Genomic DNA, 25,890 nt, shown 5'->3' on the forward strand with positions numbered 1-25,890 from the left:
GGAAAGCAGGGGGAAAACGATGGATCAAACAAATGAAACTAAAATATTAGTAGTAGATGATGAAGCCAGAATTCGACGCCTTTTAAGAATGTACCTTGAACGGGAAAACTATGTGATTGAAGAAGCGGAAAACGGCGACGAGGCCATTAAAATGGGGCTGGCATCAGATTATGATCTGGTGCTCTTGGATTTAATGATGCCGGGAACGGACGGAATCGAAGTATGCCGGCAGCTCAGAGAAAAAAAAGCGACGCCGATTATCATGCTGACGGCAAAAGGGGAAGAAGCCAACCGCGTCCAGGGGTTTGAAGCGGGTACGGACGATTATATCGTCAAGCCTTTCAGCCCGAGAGAAGTGGTGCTTCGGGTAAAGGCGCTTTTAAGAAGGGCTTCCCAAACATCTTATCTGACAGCAAATACCCCGACAAAAAATGTGCTCGTCTTTTCGCATCTATCCATTGATCACGATGCTCACAGGGTGACTGCGGACGGCACGGAGGTGAGCCTGACGCCGAAGGAATATGAACTGCTGTACTTCCTGGCGAAAACACCGGACAAAGTGTACGACAGGGAAAAGCTTTTAAAAGAAGTGTGGCAGTATGAATTTTTCGGAGACCTCAGAACGGTGGACACCCATGTCAAACGGCTCCGTGAAAAATTAAATAAAGTGTCCCCGGGAGCGGCGAAAAAAATCGTTACCGTATGGGGAGTCGGATACAAATTTGAGGTAGGCGCTGAATGAAGTTTTGGAAAAGCGTAGTAGGTAAGCTTTGGTTTACCATTCTTTCACTCGTGTTAATTGTTTTATTTATTTTAACGGTGCTGCTTCTGGAATTTATAGAAAATTACCACGTTGAAGAAGCGGAAAAAGATTTAACGCAGCTTGCCGACAAAATTGCGGTCATAATAGAAAATCATGAAGACCAGCCGCTTGCCAGATCCATCACGTGGGAACTGGCGGACAATTTAACGAGCATCGCGATCATTCAGGATGATAAACATGTCTGGTATTCGCCCAATGACGATAATCATTTATCCTCTATTACATTAGAGCAGATCAAACATGACCGGGATCTGCACAAGGCGCTGACAGACCGCAAAAAAGTAAGCAAACGCGCGGTCCCCAACAATGCCGGTTCGGATAACGAACGGCTGATCGTCGGAGTGCCGTATGAAAAAGACGGCAAAAAAGGCATGGTCTTTTTATCCCAATCGCTGCTTGCCGTCAAAGATACGACGAAACATACGACACGCTATATTTTTCTTGCGGCGGGCATTGCCATCGTCTTGACAACGTTTTTCGCGTTCTTTTTATCCAGCAGGGTGACATATCCCCTTCGGAAAATGCGGGAAGGCGCCCAAGACTTGGCGAAAGGAAAGTTTGATACAAAAATTCCGATTCTGACCCAAGATGAAATCGGGGAACTGGCCATTGCCTTTAATCAGATGGGACGGCAGCTCAATTTTCATATTAACGCGCTGAATCAGGAAAAAGAACAGCTGTCCAATATTTTAAGCAGTATGGCAGACGGGGTCATCACCATTAATATCGACGGCACCATTTTGGTGACCAACCCGCCGGCCGAACGTTTTCTGCAGGCATGGTATTATGAGCAGAACATGAACATTAAAGAAGGAGACAACCTTCCCCCTGAAGCAAAAGAGCTATTTCAAAATGCAGTGAACACGGAAAAAGAGCAAATGATTGAAATGACGCTTCAAGGAAGGTCATGGGTTTTATTGATGTCGCCTCTTTATGCGGAATCACACGTCCGCGGCGCCGTGGCCGTGCTCCGTGATATGACCGAAGAGCGCAGGCTGGATAAATTGCGTGAAGACTTCATTGCCAATGTCAGTCATGAGCTCAGAACCCCGATTTCTATGCTGCAGGGATACAGCGAAGCAATAGTGGACGACATTGCAAGCACCGAAGAGGAGAAAAAAGAAATCGCACAGATCATTTATGATGAATCTCTTCGCATGGGCCGGCTCGTTAATGATTTGCTGGATTTGGCCAGAATGGAATCCGGACATACGGGCCTGCACTATGAAACGGTAAACCTGCATGAATTTCTGGAGAAGATCTCCCGCAAATTTTCCGGGGTAGCGAAGGAAAAAGGCGTTTCGCTCACAGAGGACATCTCAGTGTCTCAGCCGGAGTGTGTCTTTGATGAAGACAAAATGGAACAGGTGTTTACCAACCTTATAGATAATGCGCTGCGCCATACGGAGTCAGGCGGAAGCGTTCATATCGCGGCTCAGACCGTAAAAGACGGACTGAAGATCGATATCAAAGATTCCGGCTCTGGTATACCGGAAGAGGACCTGCCTTTTATTTTTGAACGTTTTTATAAAGCGGACAAAGCAAGAACAAGAGGCAGGGCGGGAACCGGACTCGGGCTCGCCATCGTAAAAAATATCGTGGAAGCCCACGGCGGCTCAATTGCGGTTCACAGCAGCATCGACAAAGGGACGACGTTTACATTTTATATTCCGACAAAAGTGCAGGATGACGTCTGAAATTGACGAACAATCTTGTTCCATACGAAACACCCGCATGTTCTGCGGGTGTTTTTTATTTGTTTCTCCTTTAAAAATTTAAGAATATGTTAATATAAATTCCCTTCCAAATTCCAGTTTCTCGTAATATAGTTGTAATGTAACTTTTCAACGCATTTTTACGACAAAAAAGTGAACGGAGGGGTTTCCCATGGAAGAAACCTTTCAGATATTATATGATGCATACCATCAAGATTTATATCAATTTTTATTTTATATGGTAAAAGATAAGTCGCAGGCTGAAGATTTGACGCAGGAAGTGTATATCCGCGTCTTGAATTCCTATCATACATTTGAAGGAAGAAGCAGTGAAAAAACATGGCTGTTATCCATCGCACGCCATGTGGCGATTGACTGGTTCCGCAAGCAGCAGACGATCAGACAGCGTATTATGGGTACGTTTGATTGGGATACACAAGATGTCAGAGATCAGCATTTGCTTCCGGATGAACTCGCCGTACAGCATGAAAACGTCCGGGAAATATATACCGCGCTTGATCATTGCACCATTGATCAAAGAGCTGTTATTATCTTGAGATTTATTCAGGGATATTCCATTCAGGAAACAGCCGCCGCTCTCCGCTTCTCGGAAAGCAAAGTCAAAACGACCCAACATAGAGGGCTCAAAATACTTCGGAAACAGATGGAGCTTTTGAGGGAGGAGCTAATGGATGATGAAGTCATATTGGAACGAAGAAAGAGTAGAGGAGTTGTTAAGACAACTTCCGGCGGTTAGAGATCATCGTTCACCCGAGGCCATTTACCGGAATATTGAAACGGGTAAACCGTACAGGAAAAAACCGGCTCGAAGCTGGATCGGCCCCGCCGCAGCCGGCGTCTGCGCATTGTGCATCGCTCTGATTATATCTCCTCACCTGATGACAAACAAATCTGCCGGTGATCTTACAGCTGACAGCGGTCAAGCTGAAAAAGCCAGTCAGTCAGCTGCTGTCAAGCCGGATCAGAAGACGTTTGTCGTTTCTAACGAAAACAAAAACAATTACATTACTTTGGCGTTTGCCGATTCAGATACATCCGCCGTCATACCGGTCAGTTTTGAAAAAAAGAAGCCGGATGAATCGGTATCAGAGGCTTTATCCGAAGCAGAAAACCTAGAAGTGCCCGAATCCTTCCTGTCTGTGCCGAACCTTTTGGACGGTGTGCAGGTAACGGCGGATAAGAAGGATTTGCTTGTGCAGGTAAACGGGCGGCTCTCTATCGAATCAGTTGCCGATGCTGACTTATTGAAAAAGATGCTGAAAGAGACTTTGACATGGAGTCCTTACGAGCGGATTAAATTGAAAAAGGTTCAAAACGGAGCCGGACAGGATTTTTATAAATCTTACGGCATTTCCGCTGAGATGTCCGTACATAAACAGACAAACCGGGCGTATTTTTCTTACAGCGACAGTCTGGGACAAGAGTATCTCATCCCGTCTGAACAAACCTATTATTCAGTATATCAGGCTATTGACGGGATGAAGACAACAGACGGAGGCTCACAGACCGCGAGCATTATAGAAGCCGATGCGATTGCATCGGTATCGGAAAGGGAAGACGGCGAGCAGCTGCGGATTCAATTGTCCGAAAAACATAAGGTTGAAGATTCGCTGGAAGGGATTTTAATGATCGAAGGGCTTCTGTTAACTGCGAAGGAATTCGGTTATTCTGAGGTGCTGTTCACACATGCGCATACAAAGAAAATCGGTAATTATGATGTGACAAAACCTATCGCTGTGCCTGCCGCGCCTAATCCGCTTCCAAGCCATTAACGTAAAAAAACCCAAAACATATGAATGTTTTGGGTTTTTTGTTGGTTACGGAAGGTCAATCAGTTTAACGGAAACAATATCCTGAATTGAAGTCAGCTCATTGACGACTTTATCATCTAAATGTTTATCAAAAGAAAGCATCATAATGGCTTCTCCGCCTTTTTCTTTACGGCCTACCTGCATGGTAGCGATATTGATATCGTTATCGCCGAGGATGCGTCCTACGCGTCCGATTACACCGGTCGTATCCTGGTGCTGGATATAAACGAGGTGGCCGGCAGGATTTAAGTCAATATTAAAGCCGTTCAGTTCAACGATTCGTTCACCGAAGTGAGGGATATACGTAGCCGTTAACGTAAATGTGCTCCGGTCTCCGGTTACTTTTACGCTGATGCAGTTATCATATCCTGATTCATTGGAGGAAATCTTCTCGCTGAAGCTGATTCCGCGTTCTTTTGCTACACCGCCGGCGTTCACTTCATTGACCGTTGAGTCTACACGCGGTTTTAAGAAACCGGACAGCAGGCTTTTTGTAATAAATGATGTTTCAAGTTTGGCGATGGTGCCTTCATATTGAATCGCAACATCTTTGACGGGTTCCTTCATACATTGTGACACGAGACTTCCGATTTTATCGGCAATTTGGTGATAAGGCTGGATTTTTTTGAATTCATCTTTCGTCATCGCAGGCAGGTTGATCGCTGACATGACAGGCAGACCTTTTGCAAACTGCAGCACTTCTTCAGAAACCTGTGCCGCGACATTCAGCTGTGCTTCTTTCGTTGAAGCGCCTAAGTGAGGTGTGGCGATCACCAGCGGATGGTCGGGAAGCTTTGATTCAACTGGCGGTTCCACTTCAAATACGTCAAGGGCAGCGCCTGCGACATGGCCGCTTTCCAGCGCTTCCAAAAGCGCCGCTTCATCAATAATGCCGCCTCTTGCGCAGTTGATAAGACGGACGCCTTTTTTCGTTTTGGCAATGGTTTCTCTGTTAAGCAGTCCTTTTGTTTCCTTTGTTAAAGGCGTGTGGACGGTAATGATATCCGCGCTTTCAAGCACTTCTTCGAATGTCCGGCTGTTTACGCCGATTTTGCCGGCTCTCTCTTCGGTTAAGAAAGGATCGAATACATGAACCGTCATACCGAACGCTCTGGCGCGCTGGGCAATCTCGCTTCCGATCCGGCCCAGACCGACAATGCCTAAAGTCTTTCCGTAGAGCTCCGCCCCGACAAAAGCCGTCCGGTTCCATTCTCTTGATTTTACTGAGATATTGGCTTGCGGAATGTGTCTCATTAATGAAGAAATCATCGCGAATGTATGCTCTGCCGTTGAAATGGTGTTTCCATTCGGCGCGTTTATCACGATAACCCCATGTTTTGTGGCCTCATCGATGTCGATGTTGTCTACGCCGACACCGGCTCTGCCGACGATTTTTAAAGAGGTCATTTTTTTAAACAATTCTTCGGTTACTTTCGTGGCACTGCGGACTAACAGGGCATCAAAGGTATGTAATTCATCTTCTGCATCCGCGACGTTTTTTTGAACAATTTCTATAAAGTCTGATTCCATCAGCGGCTTTAAGCCGTCATTGCTCATCTTATCTGAGACCAAAACTCGAAACATTGTTAGATTTCCTCCTAGTTTAGCTGACTAAATATCTGATAATTTATCATATTCTCAATAGAGTGTCAATGTGTATTGACGCAGTAAAGGAGAAAAGGAAACCGCTGAATCAGCTTAAATTGGGCTTCCCCAATATTTTATTTAAATTTGAGCAGTTCTCTATACAATTGCAACTTGATCATATATAATGTGAATAAATTCATAAGATCAATCTTCGGGGCAGGGTGAAATTCCCTACCGGCGGTGATGAGCATCATGCTCTAAGCCCGCGAGCTGCTTCGGCGGCAGGATCCGGTGAAATTCCGGAGCCGACAGTATAGTCTGGATGGGAGAAGATGGAGGTTCAGCAGACGTTTTGATGCTTATATCAAACGTTTCTTTGCCAAGCCTTAGTAAGCTCCCGCTTTTTAACAAAAGCGGTTTTTTTATTGGGGCGCAAAAGAACCTTTCCTCTTTTCGAGAGATTTGATCGAAAAGGAGAGAGCATTGTGAAAGTAAAAAAATTAGTTGTCATCAGTATGCTTAGCAGTATTGCTTTTGTGCTTATGCTGTTAAATTTCCCGTTTCCGGGTCTGCCGGATTATTTGAAAATTGATTTCAGTGACGTTCCTGCAATTATCGCCATTTTGGTTTACGGGCCTGCGGCGGGAATTGCGGTTGAAGCGATTAAAAATATTCTGCAGTATATCATTCAAGGAAGCATGGCCGGCGTGCCTGTCGGGCAGGCAGCCAATTTTATCGCGGGAACGCTGTTTATTCTGCCGACGGCGTTTATGTTTAAAAAGCTCAATTCGACAAAAGGGCTTGCAGTGAGCCTGCTGGCCGGAACCGCGGCGATGACCGTATTGATGAGCATTTTGAACTATATTCTTATCCTGCCCGCGTATACTTGGTTTTTACATTCACCGGCACTGTCAAACAGCCAGTTAAAAACGGCGGTTGTGGCAGGAATCCTGCCGTTTAACATTGTAAAAGGCGTTATCATCACCATCGTCTTTACGTTCATCTTTACGAAGCTGAAACCTTGGATTGAACAAAAACGCAGCATCCAGACACAATAACCACTCCAAAGCGCCCGCTCTGTAAAACACAGACCGGGCGCTTTTTTGATTGTTTGATCACGCAAAAAAAATAAGACTCCGGCCGATAACAGCCGGAGTCTTATTCAGGACGAAAAAGCTCCTCTCACGGGGAGGGCTTTTTTATTCGTATTTCAGCGGGTCGCCTTCGAACGGTTCATCCGCAACTTTGATTGAATCAGTAGGGCATCCTTCAAATGCGTCAATCATATCTTCTTCCAGAACTTCCGGAACTTCGACGACGCCTTTATTTTCGTCAAGCGTAACGAACGCAATGCCTTCATCATCATAATCATAAATGTCTGGTGCCGCAGCTCCGCAGGCGCCGCATGCAATACACGTATCTTTATCTACAATTGTGTACTTTGCCATGAATAAAACCTCCCAGATTGTTCGTGTTGGAACAAATGGTTTACCTTATATATTTTTAAATATAACACCTATTCCTCTTACTTATTGTAATGATGTTAGTGTCAAATTTCAACAGAAAAATGATTGAGAATGCTTATCACATAAGGGATTCTCTTTAGCACTTCCCCCTAAAAGATGACTTTAAACGTCAAATTTATATGAAAATCTGTTAAAATAAAAAGAACCAAAAAACGAAACTTGTCACAGAAGAAATGTAGGTGTGTTTAGATTGGCGATAAACTACTTTGATACCGTGGTTCTCGACTGTCTGGACAAAATAGACGGCGAACGGACTCCGAGTGCTGTGTTTCATTTATTAAAAGGAAAAAAGTCGTCTCAAACCATTCAGGATGCCGGCTTATTTCAGATCGCTAAATATTTCGGCATGGCTTCACATTGTGAACGCGGCGATATTGCGGCTTCTTTGCATGAACTCACCGAGAACTCATACATTACAGCCGGAAAAGAAGAGGGAACGTGGAAAGTGACTGCGCGCGGCGTTCAAAAGCTTGAACGGGCGTTTGCCGAGCGGCCTTGGCCGAAGCACTGCCACGGCGCGAATTATCAAACGCCTGCTGTCACCCTGTGGAGGCGGCTTTCCCTGCTCATTCAAGTCCTGTCAAACAAAGAGCATCAATGCAGTCAATATATCCCGGTTACAAACGATGTGCAGACGCTGAGATGGGTCAAACGGTTCATGCGGAAAAACAGAGGCGCTAAAGAGCTCTCCGTCCAAATGCATGAGACGCTGTTTCACCTTCTGCAAGGCGTAAGTGAACGGCAGGCGCTTATTTTTGTCTATTCTTTAACTTCATTCAACAGAATCGGCAAAACGAATAAGCAGCTCGCTCTCCAGCTGAACGAAGATGAATGGTATGTGTCCGTCCAGTTTTGGGGAGCGGTACATTATGTTATTCAATCGCTTCCGCAATGTGCATATCCCGCTCTGCGCGAGCTGTTGTCCGATCTGCAGGCGGAAAGCGCGCTGACACAGTCTGCCAGAAAAACCTTTGAGCTGTTGGAAAAAGGGTTTCCGATTGAACGGATCGCCGCGGTCAGAAATTTAAAAACCGCCACAATCGAAGATCATATCGTAGAAATATCATTGCATCAGCCTGCATTTTTTACAGAACAGTATCTTTCTGAAGAGGAACAGCGTATGATAACGGCATTTGCAAAACAGCATCAGACGAATAAAATTAAACGGATTCGCGAAGGAATGCAGATGCGCTTCAGCTATTTTCAGATCAGGCTGGCGCTGGCAAAGACGGTGAATCAGCATGACTGAGCTGCATAAAGCTTTATCCAGGTATTTTGGTTTGCATTCCTTTAAAAAAGGGCAGGAAGAGATTATGACTAGCGTGCTCCAAAAAAAAGATACGATCGCCATGCTTCCGACCGGCGGGGGAAAATCATTATGCTATCAGCTCCCGGGTTACATGATGGACGGGCTGGTGCTGATTATTTCGCCGCTCCTTTCATTAATGGAAGATCAGGTGCAGCAGCTGAAAGCGAAAGGAGAAAAGCGGGTTGCGGCATTAAACAGCATGCTGAATTCCGCAGAGCGGCATTTTATCCTCAGCAACATCAGCCGGTATAAATTTCTCTATATGTCTCCTGAAGCCCTTTCTTCACCTTATGTACTGAACCGTTTGAAAAATGTCCCGGTCAGTTTATTTGTTATTGATGAGGCTCATTGCATATCAGAATGGGGACATGATTTCAGGCCTGATTACTCGAAGCTCGGGCCTTTCAGGCAGGCACTCGGAAAGCCGCCTGTATTGGCGCTGACCGCAACAGCGACAAAAGAAACGCTCAGAGACGTGACGGATGTGCTCGGACTTGAGCATGCGGTGCGTCATCTTTATTCAGTCAACCGGCCGAACATTCTCCTGGCGGCAGAACATTTGGCTGATAATACCGAAAAAATAAGCAGGCTCACGGAGCTTGCCGAAAAGCTTGAAGGCCCGGGTATCATATATTGTCCGACCAGAAAATGGGCGGAAGAGCTTGCGGCTGAGCTGAACGAAAAAACGGGAAAGCGGACGGATTATTATCACGGCGGAATGGATACAGGCGACAGGATTTTAATCCAGCAGCAATTTATCCATAACCAGCTTGATTGCATTTGCTGCACCAATGCGTTCGGCATGGGTGTGGATAAGTCAGATATCCGCTTTGTCATTCACTTTTATCCTCCCCAAACGGCCGAGGCCTTTATGCAGGAAATCGGCAGAGCGGGACGCGACGGCAGCCCGAGTGTCAGTATTTTGCTGAGGGCGCCCGGCGATACCGAGCTTCAGCAGCAGATTATTCAGACAGAAAGCCTGTCTGATTATGACCTGGAAGGCATTCTGGCCGTCATACGGGATGCCGGTACGAGTGATGAGCGAAAGCTTCGGGACGTTCTGATCAATAAGGGCGTCCAGGAAACACAGGCGCGAACGGCCGTCCATCTGTATCTGCAAGGAAAAACCACAAAAGAGCAGCTGCAGGAAGAACTGACATACCGCGTGGAAAAGAAGCTGCGTAAAATGAATCGTTTTTCGGCGTTATTAGAGCGGAAAGAATGTATAAGAGAAGCGCTGCTGTCTTATTTTGATGAACCGTATGAGCCTGATTGTCAAACCGGACAATGCTGCAGCAGCTGCGGACTTGATCTGGCTCCGTACGAGCAAAAAGGAGAACGTAAAAATATGGAACGGTTTGAAGATTGGAAGCTGGAATTAGGCCGGATTTTCGGATCAGAGTCTGCGGGTGAGTTCAGCTGAGACGGCAAAGCGAATTGATCCGGCAGCTCTCAGACCGGGAGATTGTGATGCAGCTGTATGCCACCCAATTGCTCATATTGGCGGTTTCAGCTGTTATCGGCTTTTTCTTTTTTACCGACATTCACGATTTTTTAAAGCTGTGGCATATACGTGACGATAATATCATATGGTACGGTGTAACTCTTGCCGTTCTTGTCATTTTTGCCGATCTGGCGGTGATGAAATGGTGTCCTTCGCATTTATATGATGACGGCGGCATTAATGTATTGCTTTTTAAGAACAGGCCGGTGCTGCATATTTTGTTTTTGACGCTCCTCATTTCGTTTAGCGAAGAGATTTTGTTCAGAGGCGTTCTGCAGACACATATCGGCTTATGGGCCGCCAGCTTCATTTTTACCGTGCTTCATTTCAGATACTTGGCGAAGTGGCTTCTGTTTATGATGGTTGCGGGTATCAGTCTTTTGCTGGGGCTTATCTATGAATGGACCGGCAATTTATTCGTTCCGGTTACAGCGCATTTTATTATTGATGCGGTATTTGCCTGTCAGATCCGTTTTCAATATGTTAGGAGGGGTTTGCATGACGGAAATGTCAAGAGTTGAAAGAAGAAAAGCTCAGCTGCGTGCCGAGCAGCAGGTTGCCGCGGCCGCGGATGAACAAATTGAATATCTTGAAGACAGCCTCCCGACAAGACAATCTGTAAAAGAGGAGCGTAAAAAAAAGGAAGAGCAGGTGAAGGAAAAAACCAAAACAAAAACGCCGCTGTTCACTTTTCTGACCGTCCTGTTCATTATCGTAACAATCGGTGTCTTTTTCGGTCTTCTTTATATGACGAACAGCAGCAGATTTGACCCGAAGGACTATGAAGATGTCTTCATAGACCACAGTGAAAGCGCGCCTGCCGTTATTCCGAAAGGCGCTCAGAAAGAAACGTCAGGAACCGCTCTTTTAGAACAACCGAAAAAAAAGTCTGACGACAAAGATAAGAAAGAAGCGGCTGCACCTGAAAAAACGAAAGAAAAACCAAGTGAAAAACCAAGTGAAAAAACACCTAAAAAAACGGAAACGCCCTCAGAAAAACAAGTAAAGCCGACAGACACCGAATACGCGGAGACAAAACAGCAGTCTCCGCCGGCTGTCCGTGAAAAAGCGGCTCCGGCTGAGGCGAGTGATCAAGCCGGGACTGTCCCAAAAAAAGTGCGGACCGTACAGCATACTGTACAGCCGAAAGAAACGCTTTACCGTATTTCAATGAAATACTATAAAAGCCGGGCGGGCGAAGAAAAAATCCGCAGCTACAACGGATTAAACGGAAACGACGTGTACACCGGCCAGGTTCTGAACATTCCGCTGTCTGATTAAAATAAATGCATGTTTTCACCGCGTTTTTCATATAGTGTACCAATGAAAACGGACAAGGTGTGAAGCGCATGGATTCTTTATGGAAGCAATTAGACCGATTTGCTGACGGACCGACGAAACAGATGCTTCAGGCGCTGGTGAAACGGAAATTAAAATACGAAAATTATGCCGCACAATGCCGAAGATGGCAGTGGGCGTCCCTCGTTTGTTTTTCCCTGATGTGCATACTGCTGATGTTTAAAAGCTTTAATGCCCCCCAAGCCTCTCCGCAGCTGATTCTGCAGGAAATATTAGGCCATACGGTTTACTTGTGCTGGATTATGGCTTCCGCTTTTGCGTATTGCACTTCTTATTATTTTAAAAAAAAGGAAGAAAAAGCTGAGGGTGAATTTCATAAACTGAGATGTGAAATTATCCAAAAAAGCACGGATTTATGGCCCCAGCCTGAAAAATGGAGGGCGAGAGAATCTGTTTTCCACTTGATGAAACATCGGTATGATATCAATCTTTATTTTGAAAGCAAATAAAATGAGGCGTTTTCCGGAAAGGATAGAAACGTCTTTTTTTGTTTGTCCGTCTAATATAAGACAATGACAGAATGGAGAGTGCGTTTATGAAGCTTACAGCGGGAATTCTCGGCTCATTGGCGGGAGCGGCTGCGGTTATGGCGGCCGTTATGTACAAAACGGCAAACGGCAGCCATCTGAAAACACATACATTTACGCTTGATAAAATGAAGGGGATGAAGCCGCTCACCATCTTTTTTATATCTGACGTGCACCGCCGTTTAATTGATGAAAAGCTTCTCCGCGAAGCGGCAGGTTATAAGCCGGATGCCGTTTTGCTCGGCGGTGATTTGGCGGAGGGCGGAGTTCCTTACGCCAGAATTGAAGAAAACATCAAACGTCTGACGGCTCTCGCGCCTGTCATGTATGTGTGGGGAAATAACGATTACGAGGTCAGCCAGCAAAAACTGCTCTCTCTTTTACGGGCATATAAAGTGATCCCGCTGAGAAATGAATCGGTTCAATTTGCTTATAAAGGGGAAACCGTTACGATCTGCGGGGTGGATGATATCAGGATGATGATGGATGATTACGAATCTGCAATCAGATATACGGATGCTGACAAAGTAAACCTCCTGCTTTGCCATAACCCGGACATCCATGAGCAGATGAGGGAGTCAGACGGGATTGACGCTGTGTTCAGCGGCCATACGCATGGCGGCCAAATCCGTTTCGGCCGGTTCGGGCCGTACGAATTGGGCGGGACGGGAACGGTAAAAAAAGCGCATTACCTGATCAGCAACGGCTACGGGACGACAAAAGTTCCGCTGAGGCTCGGGGCGAAACCGGAGACGCATATGATTACGCTGTGCGGACCGGATGAGCCGTCTTCCTGAAACAAACCCGGCCGCGGTGATAAAAAACGGCATTCTGCTTGTCTTCCCGCTGTACACGGTGTAAACTGATAACAAATTAAGAACCTATGACTCATTTATTCATATACTGTGTTATATGATTTGTGTGCAAGAAGAGGCAGGAGGGAACATTATGCGGCTTGAGCGTCTGAACTATAATAAGATTAAAATCTTTTTAACCCTCGACGATCTGACTGATCGGGGACTGACAAAAGAAGACCTCTGGAAGGACTCGTTTAAAGTCCACCAGTTATTTAAAGATATGATGAATGAAGCAAATACAGAGCTCGGCTTTGAAGCGAATGGTCCGATCGCGGTGGAAGTATATTCTCTTCAGGCACAAGGCATGGTTGTGATTGTAACGAAAAATCATGACGCGGACGCAGAAGATGACGAATATGACGATGATTATATCGAGATGCAGGTCAAACTTGACGAAAGTCCGGATATTATTTATCAGTTCCATTCGTTTGAAGATATCATTCAGCTTGCCGGAAGCCTTCACCGAATCGGGATTACCGGCGGCACCGTCTACCACTATGAGAACCAATACTATGTAAGCCTTGAAGACCTCGGCTCCCGTTCCGCCGAAGGCGTCATCGCGGTGCTGGCTGAATACGGACACCCGGCGACAATTACGATTTACAGGCTCCATGAGTACGGAAAACTCATCATGGACGGCAATGCTGTGGAGACCATCCAGAAACATTTTTCATAAAAAAGATTTGAAACGGCAGCTGTTTTCAGCGGCCGTCTTTTTTTAAGCGAAATAATGGAAAAATCATTGTCTTTCTTCTATGCACGGAGATATTGAAGGTGTATACTAGTCACTGAAAGGGAGCATGAGAGAAACAGAAGATTTTAGGAGGTTAACTCAAATGGCAGCCGATCGATTCACCGGTCATAATGAAGAAGACAAACATGATGTATTAAAATCAACCCAAACCGTAATACATAAAGCTCTGGAAAAATTGGGGTATCCAGAAGAAGTGTATGAACTGCTGAAAGAGCCGCTCAGATTATTAACGGTTAAAATTCCTGTTCGGATGGATGACGGGTCTGTGAAAATATTTACAGGCTATCGTGCGCAGCACAATGATTCCGTAGGTCCGACAAAAGGCGGCATTCGTTTTCACCCGAATGTAACTGAAAAAGAGGTGAAAGCACTTTCCATCTGGATGAGTTTAAAATGCGGAATTATTGATCTTCCTTATGGCGGTGGTAAAGGCGGAATTGTTTGTGATCCGAGAAATATGTCATTCAGAGAGCTTGAAAGGCTGAGCAGGGGATATGTCAGAGCAATCAGTCAGATTGTCGGACCGACTAAAGACGTCCCGGCGCCTGACGTATTTACAAACTCGCAGATTATGGCTTGGATGATGGATGAATATTCAAGAATTGATGAATTTAACTCACCCGGCTTTATTACGGGAAAACCGCTTGTACTCGGCGGGTCCCACGGCAGGGAATCAGCGACGGCAAAAGGCGTCACCATCTGCATAAAAGAAGCGGCCAAGAAAAAAGGTCTCGATATTCAGAACGCGCGCGTCGTCGTACAAGGTTTCGGAAACGCGGGCAGCTATCTGGCCAAGTTTATGCATGACGCCGGTGCGAAAGTTGTCGGAATTTCTGACGCGTACGGAGGCCTTTACGATCCGGACGGTCTTGATATTGATTATCTGCTTGACCGCAGAGACAGCTTCGGAACGGTGACGAAGCTTTTCAATGACACCATTACGAATCAGGAGCTGCTTGAGCTGGACTGTGACATACTTGTCCCGGCGGCGATCGAAAACCAAATTACAGAAGAGAACGCTGACCGCATCAAAGCGAAAATCGTTGTAGAAGCGGCAAACGGACCGACGACACTGGAAGGAACGAAAATCCTGACAGACAAAGGAACGCTGCTGGTTCCCGATGTTCTGGCGAGCGCCGGCGGTGTAACGGTTTCTTATTTTGAATGGGTTCAAAACAACCAAGGCTTCTACTGGAGTGAAGAAGAAGTCGAGGAAAAACTGGAAAATATGATGATAAAATCGTTTAATAATATTTATGAAATGTCCCAAAACCGCCGGATTGACATGAGGCTTGCGGCTTACATGGTCGGCGTGCGGAAAATGGCGGAGGCTTCGCGTTTCAGAGGCTGGATATAAACCAATCGTTTGCATAAACAAAAAAAATCTCCTATGATAATATAGGAGATTTTTTATATGAGTGGAAACTTATGATGGAAATGCCAATCGCAGGAGTTGAAGGACATGACAGAAGAAAAAGCAATTATAATAGGCGGAGGTCCTTGCGGATTATCGGCGGCTATACATCTGAAGCAAATTGGCGTGAACGCGCTTGTAATCGAAAAAGGGAATGTCGTAAACAGCATTTATAACTATCCGACCCACCAAACTTTTTTCAGTTCAAGTGAAAAATTGGAGATCGGCGATGTCGCCTTTATTACGGAAAACAGAAAACCGGTCCGAATACAGGCTCTCTCTTACTACAGAGAGGTTGTCAGAAGAAAAGAGCTGCGCGTAAACGCCTTTGAAACGGTGGAGCGCGTAACGAAACAGGAAGACGGCCGTTTTCTTGTAGAAACATCAAAAGACCGCTACCTCACTCCGTTTTGTATCATTGCGACAGGATATTATGATCATCCGAATTATATGAACATACCGGGTGAAGGGCTTCCTAAGGTATTTCATTACTTTAAAGAAGGCCATCCTTATTTTGATAAAGATGTTGCTGTGATCGGCGGGAAAAACTCAAGTGTGGACGCGGCTTTGGAACTGGTGAAGTCCGGTGCGCGCGTCACGGTGCTCTACAGAGGACATGAGTACTCCCCGAGCATCAAGCCGTGGATTCTGCCTGAGTTTGAGGCCCTCGTCAGAAACGGCACAATCCGGATGGAATTCGGCGCTTGTCTTGAAGAAGTGACGGAAGATGAAATCATTTTCCGCTCCAGCCGAAATGAGACGGTCCGGCTGAAAAACGATTTCGTATTTGCCATGACGGGATACCATCCCGATCACGGTTTCCTCGAAAAAATCGGTGTGCGGATTGATGCGGAATCAGGCCGGCCGTTTTTCCGGGAAGAAACGATGGAAACAAATGTTGACGGTGTTTTTATCGCCGGAGTCATTGCGGCTGGAAATAACGCCAACGAAATTTTTATCGAGAACGGACGTTTTCACGGCGGCTTGATCGCAAATGAAATATCAAAACGGCTGGGTGCAGAGAGCATATGATCATTCATATGCTCTTTTTTAAAAAAATTGAAAGATGTAAAAATGTGAACAACATGGTACGATAGATATAGGAATATAAAGGAAAGAGGTTGCCTGATGTTTGCAATCATCTCTGCAGGAATTGCTCCCGGCATTGCGCTGTTAAGCTATTTTTATTTAAAAGATCAGTATGACAATGAACCCGTACATATGGTGCTGAGGTCTTTTTTTCTCGGGGTTGTCCTTGTGTTTCCGACCATGTTTATCCAATATGTTCTTGAAAAAGAGCATGTGGGGGGAGGAAGCTTTTTCGTTTCGTTTTTGTCTTCGGGATTTCTGGAAGAATCGGTGAAATGGTTCGTTCTGATGATCAGTGTGTATCCGCATGCTCATTTTGATGAGCATTATGACGGAATCGTTTACGGGGCCAGTGTGTCTTTAGGATTTGCCACGCTTGAAAATATTCTGTATTTATTCGGCCACGGCGTTGAGCATGCTTTCATCAGGGCGCTTCTGCCGGTCTCCTGCCATGCGCTGATCGGAGTGATTATGGGATTTTATCTCGGAAAAGCCCGCTTTTCGCAGAAAAAAGCCCGTGTCAAATGGCTTGTGATTTCGCTGGCCGTGCCTTCATGTCTGCACGGTTCTTACGATTTTATTCTTACCGCCCTCAATCATTGGGTATATTATATGCTGCCGTTTATGCTGTTTTTATGGTGGTTCGGGCTGCGAAAGGCAAAAAAAGCACGCTCCGTCAATATGATCCAAGTGTGAAGAAACCGCGCGTCGCGTGCGGTTTCTTTTTTATGCCTTGACAGGGGATAAGAAGGAAACGTGCATAAAAATAACCTCGTGACAGACAATACGGGTACACTTTAAATTTTGCAGTAGGAGGCTTGAAGAGATGAAGTGCAAAGGAGCCTTTATGGCATGTCTCATTCTATTTTCTTTCGCCGCCGCTTTCTTCGATCATCATGAAACGGTTCATGCGTTTTCAAATCAAGTGATTCAAAGAGGCGCGACGGGTGATGATGTTATAGAATTGCAGGCCCGTCTTCAATATAACGGATTTTATAACGGGAAAATCGATGGTGTTTACGGCTGGACCACATACTGGGCCGTGAGAAATTTTCAGGAGAAATTCGGCATGAAGCCGGTTGACGGCCTCGTCGGCGCGAAAACCAAACAGGTGCTGATTTCTAAATCAAAATATTACCGTGAATATGTAATGGAGCAGATCCAAAAAGGGAATACGTTCACTCATTATGGCAACGTCCCATTGGAAAACCAAACAAAACCGAGAGCCGGAACGCAGAAGCCGGCGGGAACGAATAAGCCTGCTCAAAAGCCGCAAAACAATACAGGCGGTCAGTCAAATCAAAAGCAAAATACGACAGCGGCCAATATGCCTGGCGGTTTCTCAAACAACGACATCAATCTTCTGGCACAGGCTGTGTACGGGGAAGCGCGCGGTGAGCCGTTTGAAGGGCAGGTTGCCATCGCCGCGGTTATTTTAAACCGTATTAAAAGCCCGTTATTTCCGAATACGGTGGCCGGCGTCATTTTCGAACCGCTCGCGTTTACCGCCGTTGCCGACGGCCAAATATACATGCAGCCGAATGAAAGAGCAAAAGAAGCGGTTCTTGATGCGATCAACGGCTGGGATCCTTCTGAAAACGCGATTTATTATTTCAATCCTGATACGGCGACAAGCAAATGGATTTGGGGACGTCCGCAAATAAAAAGAATCGGAAAACACATTTTCTGTGAGTAAAAGTACGCAAAATGAGGTGTTAACATGATTAGAGGAATCATTATCGCTGTTCTCGGTGTCGCGATCGCCGCAACCGGATACTGGGGATATAAAGAGCATCAGGAAAAAGATGCGGTCCTTCTGCATGCGGAAAATAATTATCAGAGGGCTTTTCATGAATTGACGTACCATGTAGATCAGCTTCACGACAAAATCGGGACGACGCTTGCGATGAACAGTAAAAAATCTCTGTCTCCGGCGCTCATTGATGTATGGAGAATAACATCTGAAGCTCATAACAATGTGAGCCAGCTGCCCCTGACTCTCATGCCTTTTAATAAGACGGAGGAGTTTTTATCCAACATAGGAGATTTCAGCTATAAAACATCCGTCCGGGATTTAGACCAAAAACCGCTTGATAAGAAAGAATATACAACACTGAACAGCCTGTACAAACAGGCGGAGAACATTCAAAACCAGCTCCGCAGCGTTCAGCATCTCGTCATGAGCAAAAATTTACGGTGGATGGATGTTGAGATGGCGCTCGCCTCTGACAAAAAACAAAGCGATAATACGATCGTCGACAGCTTTAAAACAGTCGAAAAAAATGTAGGCGCTTTTTCTGAAGACAGCATCAGCCCCACATTTACGGGAGCAAATACAGAACGAAAAGGTTTTACGCATCTGAAAGGAAAACAAATTACGGAAAAAGAAGCGGTCAAAATCGCACAACGGTTTGCGCCTGATCATAATTATTCAATTAAAGTGGTCAAAAGCGGCAGGAAAACGAATCGGGACGTATACAGCATCCGCATGAAAGACGCGGACAACAAGTCTTTTATCTATATGGATATTACCCAAAAAGGCGGACATCCGGTCTATTTGATTCAAAAACGGGCCGTGAAGAAACAAAAGATCAGCCTCAATGAAGCATCTAACCGGGCCGTCGCGTTTTTAAAGAAAAATGGATATGAAACAAAAGGCCTCGAAATTGATGAAAGCGCGCAATATAATAACATCGGCGTCTTTTCTTTTATCCCCGTGGAGAAAAACGTCCGCATCTATCCGGAAGCCATCCGAATGAAAGTGGCGCTGGATGATGGTGAAGTCGTCGGTTTTTCCGCACGTGATTACCTGGCGGCGCACCGCACGAGAACGATTCCGGCTCCCGCTTTGTCAGCTGATGAAGCGAAAGCAAAGCTGAATAAAAATGTTGAAGTGCGGGAGACGCGGCAGGCGCTGATCACGAATGAGCTCGGTCAGGAAGTGCTTTGCTACGAAATGCTCGGGACGATCGGGAAAGACACATATCAAATGTTCATTAATGCGGACGACGGAAAAGAGGAAAAAATAGAAAAGTTAAAAAGTGCAGAACCTATATATAAAGACCTATAAAAATAAAGGAGGAAAGGACTAAAAGTCTTTTCCTTTTTTTCGTTACATGCTTTAATAAAAGCATAAATAATGAAAGAGTGAAGGCCCATGATAGCTGTCGGAGATTATATTTGGATTGAATACATAGAGAACAATGAGCCCAAAAAAGCGAGGAGCAAAGCAGTAAGCGTTGAAAACGGCGAGCTGCACATCTCATATCCCGTCGATCTGGATTCGGGACGGACGGTCTTTTTGCATAAAGGAGTGGAAATAACAGCGGAATTTATGGGGGATGGCCAAGTGCCGTATCAATTTAAAAGCATAATCAAAGGAAAGAAAAAAGACCCCATCCCGATGATCGGATTGGACATCCCCCCTCAGGAGGAAATGAAGCGGATTCAAAGACGCCGATACGTCCGTGCAGACGCAGTATTGGATGTATCCGTCAAAATGGAAGCGAAAAAAACCGCTTTCCAAACGGTTTCCTCTAATATCAGCGCCGGCGGAATCGCTGTTGTGATGCCTGAGCATATTTCCGCGGAACCAGGTGAAAAGCTTTATGTCTCATTTTCTCTTCCCGGCAAGGAAAATACAGCCGATATTACGGCCGAGGCTATTACCCAGCGGATTTTTTATGATGAAAAGGCGGATAAACAAAAAATGACGCTTGAATTTGCAGAAATCGATCCCGCATCACAGCAGCTTTTACTCCAATATTGTATGCGCGCGCAGCTGCAGCAGAGAAGAAACAGTCTGTCGGAATAAACAGCAGCGCACTTTTCCATACTAATCCTAATGGAGGTGCGCGTGTATGAAAACATTTGAACGTCTGCTGGTCAAATTGGTCTGCATTCAGCTTATCATTTTGGGCGCGGTGCAGTTTTTGCTTCATTATCAGCCTATTGAACCTTATATTTCGAAAGCTGTGAAATATGAGGGAGTTGATAAAATGGAGAAAAAAGAATGGATTGAAACGGTAAAGCGGTAAATCAGCTCAATTTTTTCGCCCCTTTTCCGGCAGTTCATGATACAATCCATAGAGGAGTAAAGAGCAAGGAGAGAGATTATGGACAAGAAATTATCAATTGCGATCGACGGGCCGGCCGCTGCCGGAAAAAGCACCGTTGCTAAAATAGTGGCTGAGAAAAAATCATATGTGTACATTGATACAGGAGCGATGTATCGTGCCATTACATATACGGCGCTCAAGCAGAATGCCGATTTAACTGATGAAGCCGCGCTTACAGAGCTGCTGAAGCGTACGGAAATTGAGCTTGTATCCGCTCCGGAAGGACAAATCGTTCTGGTAAACGGAGAAGATGTGACAGAAGAAATCCGAAAAGACGAAGTCAGCAACCAAGTATCAATCGCCGCCAAGCATAAAGGCGTCAGAGAAGAAATGGTCAAAAGACAGCAGCAGCTCGGACAAAAAGGCGGTGTCGTCATGGACGGCCGTGATATCGGTACTCACGTGCTGCCTGACGCCGAAGTGAAAATTTTTCTGCTCGCGTCCGTAGAGGAAAGAGCGAAGCGCCGATATGAAGAGAATAAGAAAAAAGGCTATGACGTGAATTTCGAGACGCTCATTGAAGAAATTGCCAGACGCGACAAGCTCGATTCAGAGAGGGAAGTTTCCCCGCTGCGCAAAGCGGAAGACGCGATTGAAATCGATACGACGTCACTCAGCATTGCCGAAGTCGCAGGAAAAATTCTGGAGATCGTCGAACAGAAATCACGTTAACTTCGGGCGGAGCGCTTTATAATTTTTTTCGAAAGACAAGATGTTATTGCTTGACAAACCAGTCCATTTATTAGAAGTTAATACTAATAAAACTTTTTATTGATCATTCAAAATCTTTTTTGGATGATTCTTTAATACATATTCGGCTGAAAAGCGGACATTCACATGTTCAGCTTTCAAACCGTATTAATTAAGCTGTGTAGGTTTGGACCAAGGAGGTTATTCAAATGACAGAGGAAATGAATCAAATTGATGTTCAAGTGCCAGAGGTTGGAGATGTAGTAAAAGGGATTGTGACAAAGGTAGAGGACAAGCATGTAGATGTCGAAATTGTCAATGTCAAACAGTCCGGAATCATTCCAATCAGTGAATTATCAAGTCTTCATGTAGAGAAAGCATCGGATGTCGTAAAAGTTGACGACGAGCTTGACCTGAAAGTAACAAAAGTGGAAGACGATGCTTTGATTTTATCTAAACGTGCCGTTGATGCTGACCGCGCTTGGGAAGACCTTGAAAAAAAATTCGACACAAAAGAAGTGTTTGAAGCTGAAGTGAAAGATGTGGTGAAAGGCGGTCTCGTCGTAGATATCGGCGTTCGCGGCTTCATTCCCGCATCACTTGTCGAAGCTCATTTCGTCGAGGATTTCACTGACTATAAAGGGAAAACCCTCTCTCTTATCGTCGTTGAACTCGACCGTGATAAAAACCGGGTGATTCTGTCACACCGGGCTGTAGTGGAAAAAGAACAGACAGCCAAAAAGCATGATTTTCTCCAAACGCTTGAGGTTGGAAGCGTGCTTGAAGGAAAAGTGCAGCGTCTGACTGATTTCGGCGCATTTGTCGACATCGGCGGAATTGACGGGCTTGTTCATATTTCGCAGCTGTCTCATTCACACGTCGAAAAACCGTCTGACGTGGTGGAAGAAGGTCAGGACGTAAAAGTGAAAGTACTGTCCGTAGACCGCGATAACGAACGTATTTCTTTATCTATTAAAGAAACGCTGCCGGGACCTTGGAGCCAGATCGGCGAAAAGGTAAAACAAGGAGATGTGCTTGAAGGAAAAGTGCAGCGCCTTGTAAGCTTCGGCGCCTTCGTTGAAATTCTTCCGGGCGTGGAAGGACTTGTGCACATTTCGCAAATTTCCAATAAACATATCGGAACGCCGCATGAAGTGCTTGAAGAAGGACAGACTGTTAAAGTGAAAGTGCTTGACGTCAACGAAAGCGAAGAGCGCATTTCCTTAAGCATGCGTGAGCTTGAAGAAGCGCCGAAAGCCGATCAGGAGGACTTCCGCCAATACCAGGCGAAAGAAGAGCCGAGCACCGGCTTCCAGCTTGGCGATTTAATCGGAGACAAGCTTAATAAATTAAAATAAATTGGTGATAAAACGTGACACGAGCAGAACGAAAAAGAGAACATATAAATCATGCGCTGTCTACCGGCCAAAACCGGGAAACGGGGCTTGATGATATTACGTTTGTTCATGTCAGCCTACCGAACCTAGCATTGGAAAAAGTGGATATATCAACGAAAATCGGCGGACTCACAAGCAGTTCGCCGATTTTTATCAATGCGATGACAGGCGGCGGCGGACAGCTTACATACGAAATTAACAGATCGCTGGCAAGAGCCGCGCGCAAAGCCGGCATGCCGCTGGCTGTCGGTTCGCAAATGTCAGCTTTAAAAGATCCCTCCGAACGGTGTTCTTACGAGATCGTCAGAAAAGAGAATCCGGACGGGCTGATATTTGCCAATTTAGGCAGCGAGGCGGATGCCGAGCAGGCGAAAAGGGCAGTTGATATGATTCAAGCAGATGCCCTCCAGATTCATTTAAATGTGATTCAGGAGATCGTCATGCCAGAGGGTGACAGAAGCTTTACCGGCGCTCTCGGCCGCATTGAGCGGATTGCGGCGGAAGCGGGAGTGCCCGTTTTTGTCAAAGAAGTCGGCTTCGGAATGAGCAGGGAATCGGCACGGCAGTTATTTGATGCTGGCGCAGCAGCAGTTGATGCCGGCGGATACGGCGGTACGAATTTCTCTAAGATTGAAAATATGCGCAGAGAGAAGGCGCTTCATTTTTTTAATACGTGGGGAATTTCCACTGCCGCAAGCTTAGCGGAAATCCACTCGCTCTCCGCTGATCAATCAATTATCGCATCCGGCGGGCTGCAAAGCGCCCTGGATGTCGCCAAATCGATTGCCCTCGGCGCTTCCGGCGCGGGAATGGCGGGCACTTTCCTGAAAGCTCTCACCTCTAAAGGAGAAGAGGGCCTGTTTGACGAGATGATGGCGCTTTTGCAAGAGCTGAAAATGATTATGACCGTCCTCGGATGCCGATCGGTTGCCCAATTGCAAAAGGCGCCTTTGGTCATAAAAGGTGACACACATCACTGGCTTTCTGAACGGGGGATTGACACGTCCCGTTTCAGCAGACGTTAAAAGGCATGCGAACCCGCATGCCTTTTTCTGTTTTTTACGATTTTCTTTTTCGGAATTCCCCGTTTTGCTCAAGGCTTGTCGCTCCTTTATGGTGAATCGAATCATCGCGATCAGATTCCACCCGGCGGGAGGCTTTCAGTTTTTTCTCCTGTCTGTCTTTTCCCATCCTTATCCGCTCCTTTCAGGCATAATTGGTTTAAAAAATGCGTTCCCGCTCCATACTGATCAGAGGAGGAGCGATTATGGAACCGTTTTATTATTACTGGTCAATGTGGTTTTTATGGATACTTGCGACTTTTATTTTTGCCAAAACGAAAAGCCGTTTTTACGTATCAGTCTTTATTTTGACTAATATGATGGCAAGCATACATCAGATTACGGCTTATTTTACGCTGAATGCGGCATATGTCATGTTTTTTGCTGCGGCATTTGTTTATGCGGGAAGCCTCGGCATGCATAAACGGCTCCGTAATATTGTGATTCATCTGACGGCGTCTGCGGCGTACGGCTTTATTTTTCTTTTTGCATTATATGATCCTGTTTGGTTTATCATAAAACCTGAATGGGCGGCGGTTATACTACTTACCGTTATTACGCTTTCCGTTGAGGGGCGGTTCCCTGAGAGACTTTGTCTTTTTGTTCTCGGCATGTGCCAGGGGGAACTATTGTATGCTGCGGTCATCCGCAACATTGCGGGTGCGGCAGCCGTCGGTGATTATAAATGGCTTTCAGGCTGTTCGGCGGGAGTGATTCTTCTCGTCGGGCTGACTACATATGAACAGCTTGCGGCGCGTATCAGCCAAAAAAGCAAAAAGCAGGGCAAAGGAGCGACAAAAATGTCTTGAAAACAGACGGAGACTGTTACATGAATGCGAAACATTTTGAAGAATACATTGTGATCTCAGTGAAAACTGATATAATAAATGAGTTAAGCCCTTCTGTTTGAAGGGTTCTTTTCATAGCGAAGATGATTTTTAATAACCGGTTGAACAATTTTTTGTGAAAATGTAAGCGGCTGGATTGAAAGGAAGGGTACTATGGGTAAACCTGTCGTAGCCATTGTCGGAAGACCGAATGTGGGAAAATCCACAATCTTTAACCGGATTGCGGGTGAAAGAATTTCAATAGTAGAAGATACCCCCGGAGTGACGCGGGACCGGATATACAGTTCGGCGGAATGGCTGAATTATGATTTTAACCTGATTGATACGGGCGGAATTGATATCGGAGACGAACCGTTTCTGACACAGATCCGCCAGCAGGCTGAAATCGCCATGGACGAGGCTGATGTGATCATCTTTATGGTGAACGGCCGCGAAGGTGTGACGTCTGCGGATGAAGAAGTGGCAAAAATACTGTACCGGACGAAAAAACCGGTCGTATTAGCCGTAAATAAATTAGATAATACCGAAATGAGAGCGAACATCTATGACTTTTATGCGCTCGGCTTTGGAGAACCGTATCCGATTTCGGGCACACACGGTTTAGGATTGGGAGATTTGCTCGATGCTTGTGCCGAGCATTTTAAAAACATTCCGGAGACGAAGTACAGTGATGATGTCGTTCAATTCTGCCTGATAGGCCGCCCGAATGTCGGAAAATCATCCCTTGTCAATGCGATGCTCGGCGAAGAGCGGGTTATCGTGAGCAACGTAGCCGGAACGACTAGAGACGCTGTGGATACGGCGTTCACCTACAATCAGCAGGAATTTGTAATCGTTGACACGGCGGGAATGAGAAAAAAGGGTAAAGTATATGAAACAACAGAAAAATACAGTGTGCTTCGGGCGTTAAAAGCCATTGACCGCTCAGACGTCGTCGGCGTTGTGCTGAATGCAGAAGAAGGCATCCTTGAGCAGGACAAGCGGATCGCCGGATACGCCCATGAAGCCGGGAAAGCCGTCGTCATTATCGTAAACAAATGGGATGCCGTTGATAAAGACGAACGCACGATGAAAGAATTTGAACAGAATATTCGGGAACATTTCCAATTTCTCGATTACGCGCCGGTGCTGTTTATGTCGGCACTGACGACAAAGCGGATTCATACACTCATGCCTGCGATTATTAAAGCGAGTGAAAACCACTCTCTCCGCGTACAGACAAATGTCTTAAATGATGTCATTATGGATGCGGTCGCCATGAATCCGACTCCGACGCACAACGGCTCCCGTCTGAAAATTTATTATGCGACTCAAGTCGCTGTTAAGCCGCCGAGCTTCGTTGTTTTTGTCAACGATCCGGAACTGATGCATTTTTCTTATGAACGCTTTTTAGAAAACCGAATCCGGGACGCTTTCGGATTTGAAGGTACGCCAATTAAAATATTTGCAAGAGCAAGAAAATAAAAAGGTGTGATACAGA

General features: G+C 45.7%; 27 protein-coding genes and 1 riboswitch. Of the genes, 24 read left to right on the forward strand and 3 right to left on the reverse strand.

All coding sequences use genetic code 11. From position 1 onward, the window contains the following. Positions 1–19: 19 nt before the first annotated feature. The 4 genes from resD (at position 20) to BZ167_RS18420 (ending at position 4,331) form a co-directional block, all read left to right on the forward strand. Complete coding sequence (resD, locus tag BZ167_RS18405) at positions 20–742, forward strand: DNA-binding response regulator ResD (RefSeq protein WP_003153397.1); 723 nt, start codon at positions 20–22, stop codon at positions 740–742. Next, positions 739–2,520, forward strand: a complete 1,782-nt coding sequence (locus tag BZ167_RS18410) for an ATP-binding protein (RefSeq protein WP_007409435.1) — start codon at positions 739–741, stop codon at positions 2,518–2,520. Before resD ends, BZ167_RS18410 begins: the two co-directional genes overlap by 4 nt. 190 nt (positions 2,521–2,710) lie before the next feature. Continuing rightward, entirely contained in the window at positions 2,711–3,295 is a 585-nt protein-coding gene (gene sigX, locus BZ167_RS18415) for an RNA polymerase sigma factor SigX (RefSeq protein WP_003153399.1), read from the forward strand. Next, positions 3,270–4,331 (forward strand): hypothetical protein, encoded by a 1,062-nt coding sequence (locus BZ167_RS18420; protein ID WP_060674351.1) that lies wholly within the window; start codon positions 3,270–3,272, stop codon positions 4,329–4,331. Before sigX ends, BZ167_RS18420 begins: the two co-directional genes overlap by 26 nt. A gap of 45 nt (positions 4,332–4,376) precedes the next feature. On the opposite strand, the gene serA is transcribed toward BZ167_RS18420, so the two are convergent. Further along, positions 4,377–5,954, reverse strand: a complete 1,578-nt coding sequence (gene serA, locus BZ167_RS18425) for a phosphoglycerate dehydrogenase (protein WP_007409437.1) — start codon at positions 5,952–5,954, stop codon at positions 4,377–4,379. 206 nt (positions 5,955–6,160) lie between these two features. Then, positions 6,161–6,295, forward strand: a riboswitch (FMN riboswitch). 147 nt (positions 6,296–6,442) lie between these two features. On the opposite strand from serA, the gene BZ167_RS18430 reads away from it, so the two are divergent. Continuing rightward, a complete protein-coding gene (locus BZ167_RS18430) occupies positions 6,443–7,015 on the forward strand; it encodes a riboflavin transporter FmnP (RefSeq protein WP_015417737.1) in 573 nt (190 codons plus the stop codon). Positions 7,016–7,156: 141 nt separating this feature from the next. Here the strand turns inward: BZ167_RS18430 and BZ167_RS18435 are convergent, their stop codons facing one another. Continuing rightward, the gene (locus BZ167_RS18435; protein WP_003153403.1) at positions 7,157–7,405 is read right to left on the reverse strand and encodes a ferredoxin; all 249 of its coding nucleotides are present in this window, start codon (positions 7,403–7,405) and stop codon (positions 7,157–7,159) included. 268 nt (positions 7,406–7,673) lie between these two features. On the opposite strand from BZ167_RS18435, the gene BZ167_RS18440 reads away from it, so the two are divergent. From BZ167_RS18440 to fni, 17 genes are all read left to right on the forward strand, one after another. After that, positions 7,674–8,732, forward strand: a complete 1,059-nt coding sequence (locus BZ167_RS18440) for a YpbB family protein (RefSeq protein WP_060674349.1) — start codon at positions 7,674–7,676, stop codon at positions 8,730–8,732. Beyond that, a complete protein-coding gene (locus BZ167_RS18445) occupies positions 8,725–10,215 on the forward strand; it encodes a RecQ family ATP-dependent DNA helicase (protein WP_060674346.1) in 1,491 nt (496 codons plus the stop codon). The genes BZ167_RS18440 and BZ167_RS18445 overlap by 8 nt, the downstream gene beginning before the upstream one ends. A 14-nt stretch (positions 10,216–10,229) precedes the next feature. Further along, the gene (locus BZ167_RS18450) at positions 10,230–10,817 is read left to right on the forward strand and encodes a CPBP family intramembrane glutamic endopeptidase (protein WP_007409441.1); all 588 of its coding nucleotides are present in this window, start codon (positions 10,230–10,232) and stop codon (positions 10,815–10,817) included. Beyond that, entirely contained in the window at positions 10,795–11,577 is a 783-nt protein-coding gene (locus BZ167_RS18455) for a LysM peptidoglycan-binding domain-containing protein (protein WP_060674344.1), read from the forward strand. The genes BZ167_RS18450 and BZ167_RS18455 overlap by 23 nt, the downstream gene beginning before the upstream one ends. A 68-nt stretch (positions 11,578–11,645) precedes the next feature. After that, positions 11,646–12,104 carry a YpbF family protein gene (locus tag BZ167_RS18460; RefSeq protein WP_007409443.1) on the forward strand — a complete coding sequence of 153 codons (459 nt, stop codon included), beginning with the start codon at positions 11,646–11,648 and terminating at the stop codon, positions 12,102–12,104. An 86-nt stretch (positions 12,105–12,190) separates the two neighbouring features. Beyond that, positions 12,191–12,979, forward strand: coding sequence for a metallophosphoesterase (locus BZ167_RS18465; RefSeq protein WP_012117876.1), 789 nt, complete (start codon positions 12,191–12,193; stop codon positions 12,977–12,979). A 151-nt stretch (positions 12,980–13,130) separates the two neighbouring features. Then, a complete protein-coding gene (locus BZ167_RS18470) occupies positions 13,131–13,715 on the forward strand; it encodes a genetic competence negative regulator (RefSeq protein WP_003153412.1) in 585 nt (194 codons plus the stop codon). 160 nt (positions 13,716–13,875) lie between these two features. After that, entirely contained in the window at positions 13,876–15,150 is a 1,275-nt protein-coding gene (gene gudB / locus BZ167_RS18475; RefSeq protein ID WP_003153413.1) for an NAD-specific glutamate dehydrogenase, read from the forward strand. 105 nt (positions 15,151–15,255) lie between these two features. Continuing rightward, on the forward strand, positions 15,256–16,239 hold the full coding sequence (locus BZ167_RS18480; RefSeq protein WP_015417732.1) for a YpdA family putative bacillithiol disulfide reductase: 984 nt from the start codon (positions 15,256–15,258) through the stop codon (positions 16,237–16,239). 96 nt (positions 16,240–16,335) lie between these two features. Next, positions 16,336–16,992 carry a glutamic-type intramembrane protease PrsW gene (gene prsW / locus BZ167_RS18485; RefSeq protein WP_003153415.1) on the forward strand — a complete coding sequence of 219 codons (657 nt, stop codon included), beginning with the start codon at positions 16,336–16,338 and terminating at the stop codon, positions 16,990–16,992. A 130-nt stretch (positions 16,993–17,122) separates the two neighbouring features. Continuing rightward, a complete protein-coding gene (gene sleB, locus BZ167_RS18490) occupies positions 17,123–17,992 on the forward strand; it encodes a spore cortex-lytic enzyme (RefSeq protein WP_007409447.1) in 870 nt (289 codons plus the stop codon). 24 nt (positions 17,993–18,016) lie between these two features. Beyond that, positions 18,017–19,366 carry a germination protein YpeB gene (gene ypeB, locus BZ167_RS18495; protein ID WP_007409448.1) on the forward strand — a complete coding sequence of 450 codons (1,350 nt, stop codon included), beginning with the start codon at positions 18,017–18,019 and terminating at the stop codon, positions 19,364–19,366. Positions 19,367–19,453: 87 nt separating this feature from the next. After that, entirely contained in the window at positions 19,454–20,110 is a 657-nt protein-coding gene (locus BZ167_RS18500) for a flagellar brake protein (protein ID WP_060674342.1), read from the forward strand. A 46-nt stretch (positions 20,111–20,156) separates the two neighbouring features. Then, the gene (locus tag BZ167_RS20375; protein ID WP_003153420.1) at positions 20,157–20,333 is read left to right on the forward strand and encodes a YpfB family protein; all 177 of its coding nucleotides are present in this window, start codon (positions 20,157–20,159) and stop codon (positions 20,331–20,333) included. 78 nt (positions 20,334–20,411) lie between these two features. Then, a complete protein-coding gene (cmk, locus tag BZ167_RS18505; protein ID WP_033574730.1) occupies positions 20,412–21,086 on the forward strand; it encodes a (d)CMP kinase in 675 nt (224 codons plus the stop codon). 227 nt (positions 21,087–21,313) lie between these two features. Then, on the forward strand, positions 21,314–22,462 hold the full coding sequence (gene rpsA, locus BZ167_RS18510; RefSeq protein WP_003153426.1) for a 30S ribosomal protein S1: 1,149 nt from the start codon (positions 21,314–21,316) through the stop codon (positions 22,460–22,462). 14 nt (positions 22,463–22,476) lie between these two features. Beyond that, on the forward strand, positions 22,477–23,526 hold the full coding sequence (fni, locus tag BZ167_RS18515; RefSeq protein WP_061860674.1) for a type 2 isopentenyl-diphosphate Delta-isomerase: 1,050 nt from the start codon (positions 22,477–22,479) through the stop codon (positions 23,524–23,526). Positions 23,527–23,560: 34 nt separating this feature from the next. On the opposite strand, the gene BZ167_RS18520 is transcribed toward fni, so the two are convergent. After that, complete coding sequence (locus BZ167_RS18520) at positions 23,561–23,692, reverse strand: YpzI family protein (RefSeq protein ID WP_003153429.1); 132 nt, start codon at positions 23,690–23,692, stop codon at positions 23,561–23,563. Between the two features lie 76 nt (positions 23,693–23,768). On the opposite strand from BZ167_RS18520, the gene BZ167_RS18525 reads away from it, so the two are divergent. Together BZ167_RS18525 and der are read left to right on the forward strand one after the other, a co-directional pair. Next, positions 23,769–24,371, forward strand: a complete 603-nt coding sequence (locus BZ167_RS18525) for a YphA family membrane protein (RefSeq protein ID WP_015417729.1) — start codon at positions 23,769–23,771, stop codon at positions 24,369–24,371. A 192-nt stretch (positions 24,372–24,563) separates the two neighbouring features. Beyond that, positions 24,564–25,874, forward strand: coding sequence for a ribosome biogenesis GTPase Der (gene der / locus BZ167_RS18530; protein ID WP_003153433.1), 1,311 nt, complete (start codon positions 24,564–24,566; stop codon positions 25,872–25,874). The last annotated feature ends 16 nt before the right edge of the window (positions 25,875–25,890 follow it).

This window comes from Bacillus sp. 275, assembly GCF_001999205.1.
Classification (GTDB): Bacteria; Bacillota; Bacilli; order Bacillales; family Bacillaceae; genus Bacillus; species Bacillus velezensis.

Excerpts from the sequence above, each read along its gene's own strand:
- resD (WP_003153397.1), top strand. The coding sequence starts at position 20 with ATGGATCAAACAAATGAAACTAAAATATTAGTAGTAGATGATGAAGCC.
- BZ167_RS18410 (WP_007409435.1), top strand. The coding sequence starts at position 739 with ATGAAGTTTTGGAAAAGCGTAGTAGGTAAGCTTTGGTTTACCATTCTT.
- sigX (WP_003153399.1), top strand. The coding sequence starts at position 2,711 with ATGGAAGAAACCTTTCAGATATTATATGATGCATACCATCAAGATTTA.
- serA (WP_007409437.1), bottom strand. The coding sequence starts at position 5,954 with ATGTTTCGAGTTTTGGTCTCAGATAAGATGAGCAATGACGGCTTAAAG.
- BZ167_RS18435 (WP_003153403.1), bottom strand. The coding sequence starts at position 7,405 with ATGGCAAAGTACACAATTGTAGATAAAGATACGTGTATTGCATGCGGC.
- BZ167_RS18445 (WP_060674346.1), top strand. The coding sequence starts at position 8,725 with ATGACTGAGCTGCATAAAGCTTTATCCAGGTATTTTGGTTTGCATTCC.
- BZ167_RS18455 (WP_060674344.1), top strand. The coding sequence starts at position 10,795 with ATGACGGAAATGTCAAGAGTTGAAAGAAGAAAAGCTCAGCTGCGTGCC.
- BZ167_RS18460 (WP_007409443.1), top strand. The coding sequence starts at position 11,646 with ATGGATTCTTTATGGAAGCAATTAGACCGATTTGCTGACGGACCGACG.
- BZ167_RS18465 (WP_012117876.1), top strand. The coding sequence starts at position 12,191 with ATGAAGCTTACAGCGGGAATTCTCGGCTCATTGGCGGGAGCGGCTGCG.
- BZ167_RS18470 (WP_003153412.1), top strand. The coding sequence starts at position 13,131 with ATGCGGCTTGAGCGTCTGAACTATAATAAGATTAAAATCTTTTTAACC.
- gudB (WP_003153413.1), top strand. The coding sequence starts at position 13,876 with ATGGCAGCCGATCGATTCACCGGTCATAATGAAGAAGACAAACATGAT.
- BZ167_RS18480 (WP_015417732.1), top strand. The coding sequence starts at position 15,256 with ATGACAGAAGAAAAAGCAATTATAATAGGCGGAGGTCCTTGCGGATTA.
- prsW (WP_003153415.1), top strand. The coding sequence starts at position 16,336 with ATGTTTGCAATCATCTCTGCAGGAATTGCTCCCGGCATTGCGCTGTTA.
- sleB (WP_007409447.1), top strand. The coding sequence starts at position 17,123 with ATGAAGTGCAAAGGAGCCTTTATGGCATGTCTCATTCTATTTTCTTTC.
- ypeB (WP_007409448.1), top strand. The coding sequence starts at position 18,017 with ATGATTAGAGGAATCATTATCGCTGTTCTCGGTGTCGCGATCGCCGCA.
- BZ167_RS18500 (WP_060674342.1), top strand. The coding sequence starts at position 19,454 with ATGATAGCTGTCGGAGATTATATTTGGATTGAATACATAGAGAACAAT.
- BZ167_RS20375 (WP_003153420.1), top strand. The coding sequence starts at position 20,157 with ATGAAAACATTTGAACGTCTGCTGGTCAAATTGGTCTGCATTCAGCTT.
- cmk (WP_033574730.1), top strand. The coding sequence starts at position 20,412 with ATGGACAAGAAATTATCAATTGCGATCGACGGGCCGGCCGCTGCCGGA.
- rpsA (WP_003153426.1), top strand. The coding sequence starts at position 21,314 with ATGACAGAGGAAATGAATCAAATTGATGTTCAAGTGCCAGAGGTTGGA.
- BZ167_RS18520 (WP_003153429.1), bottom strand. The coding sequence starts at position 23,692 with ATGGGAAAAGACAGACAGGAGAAAAAACTGAAAGCCTCCCGCCGGGTG.
- BZ167_RS18525 (WP_015417729.1), top strand. The coding sequence starts at position 23,769 with ATGGAACCGTTTTATTATTACTGGTCAATGTGGTTTTTATGGATACTT.
- der (WP_003153433.1), top strand. The coding sequence starts at position 24,564 with ATGGGTAAACCTGTCGTAGCCATTGTCGGAAGACCGAATGTGGGAAAA.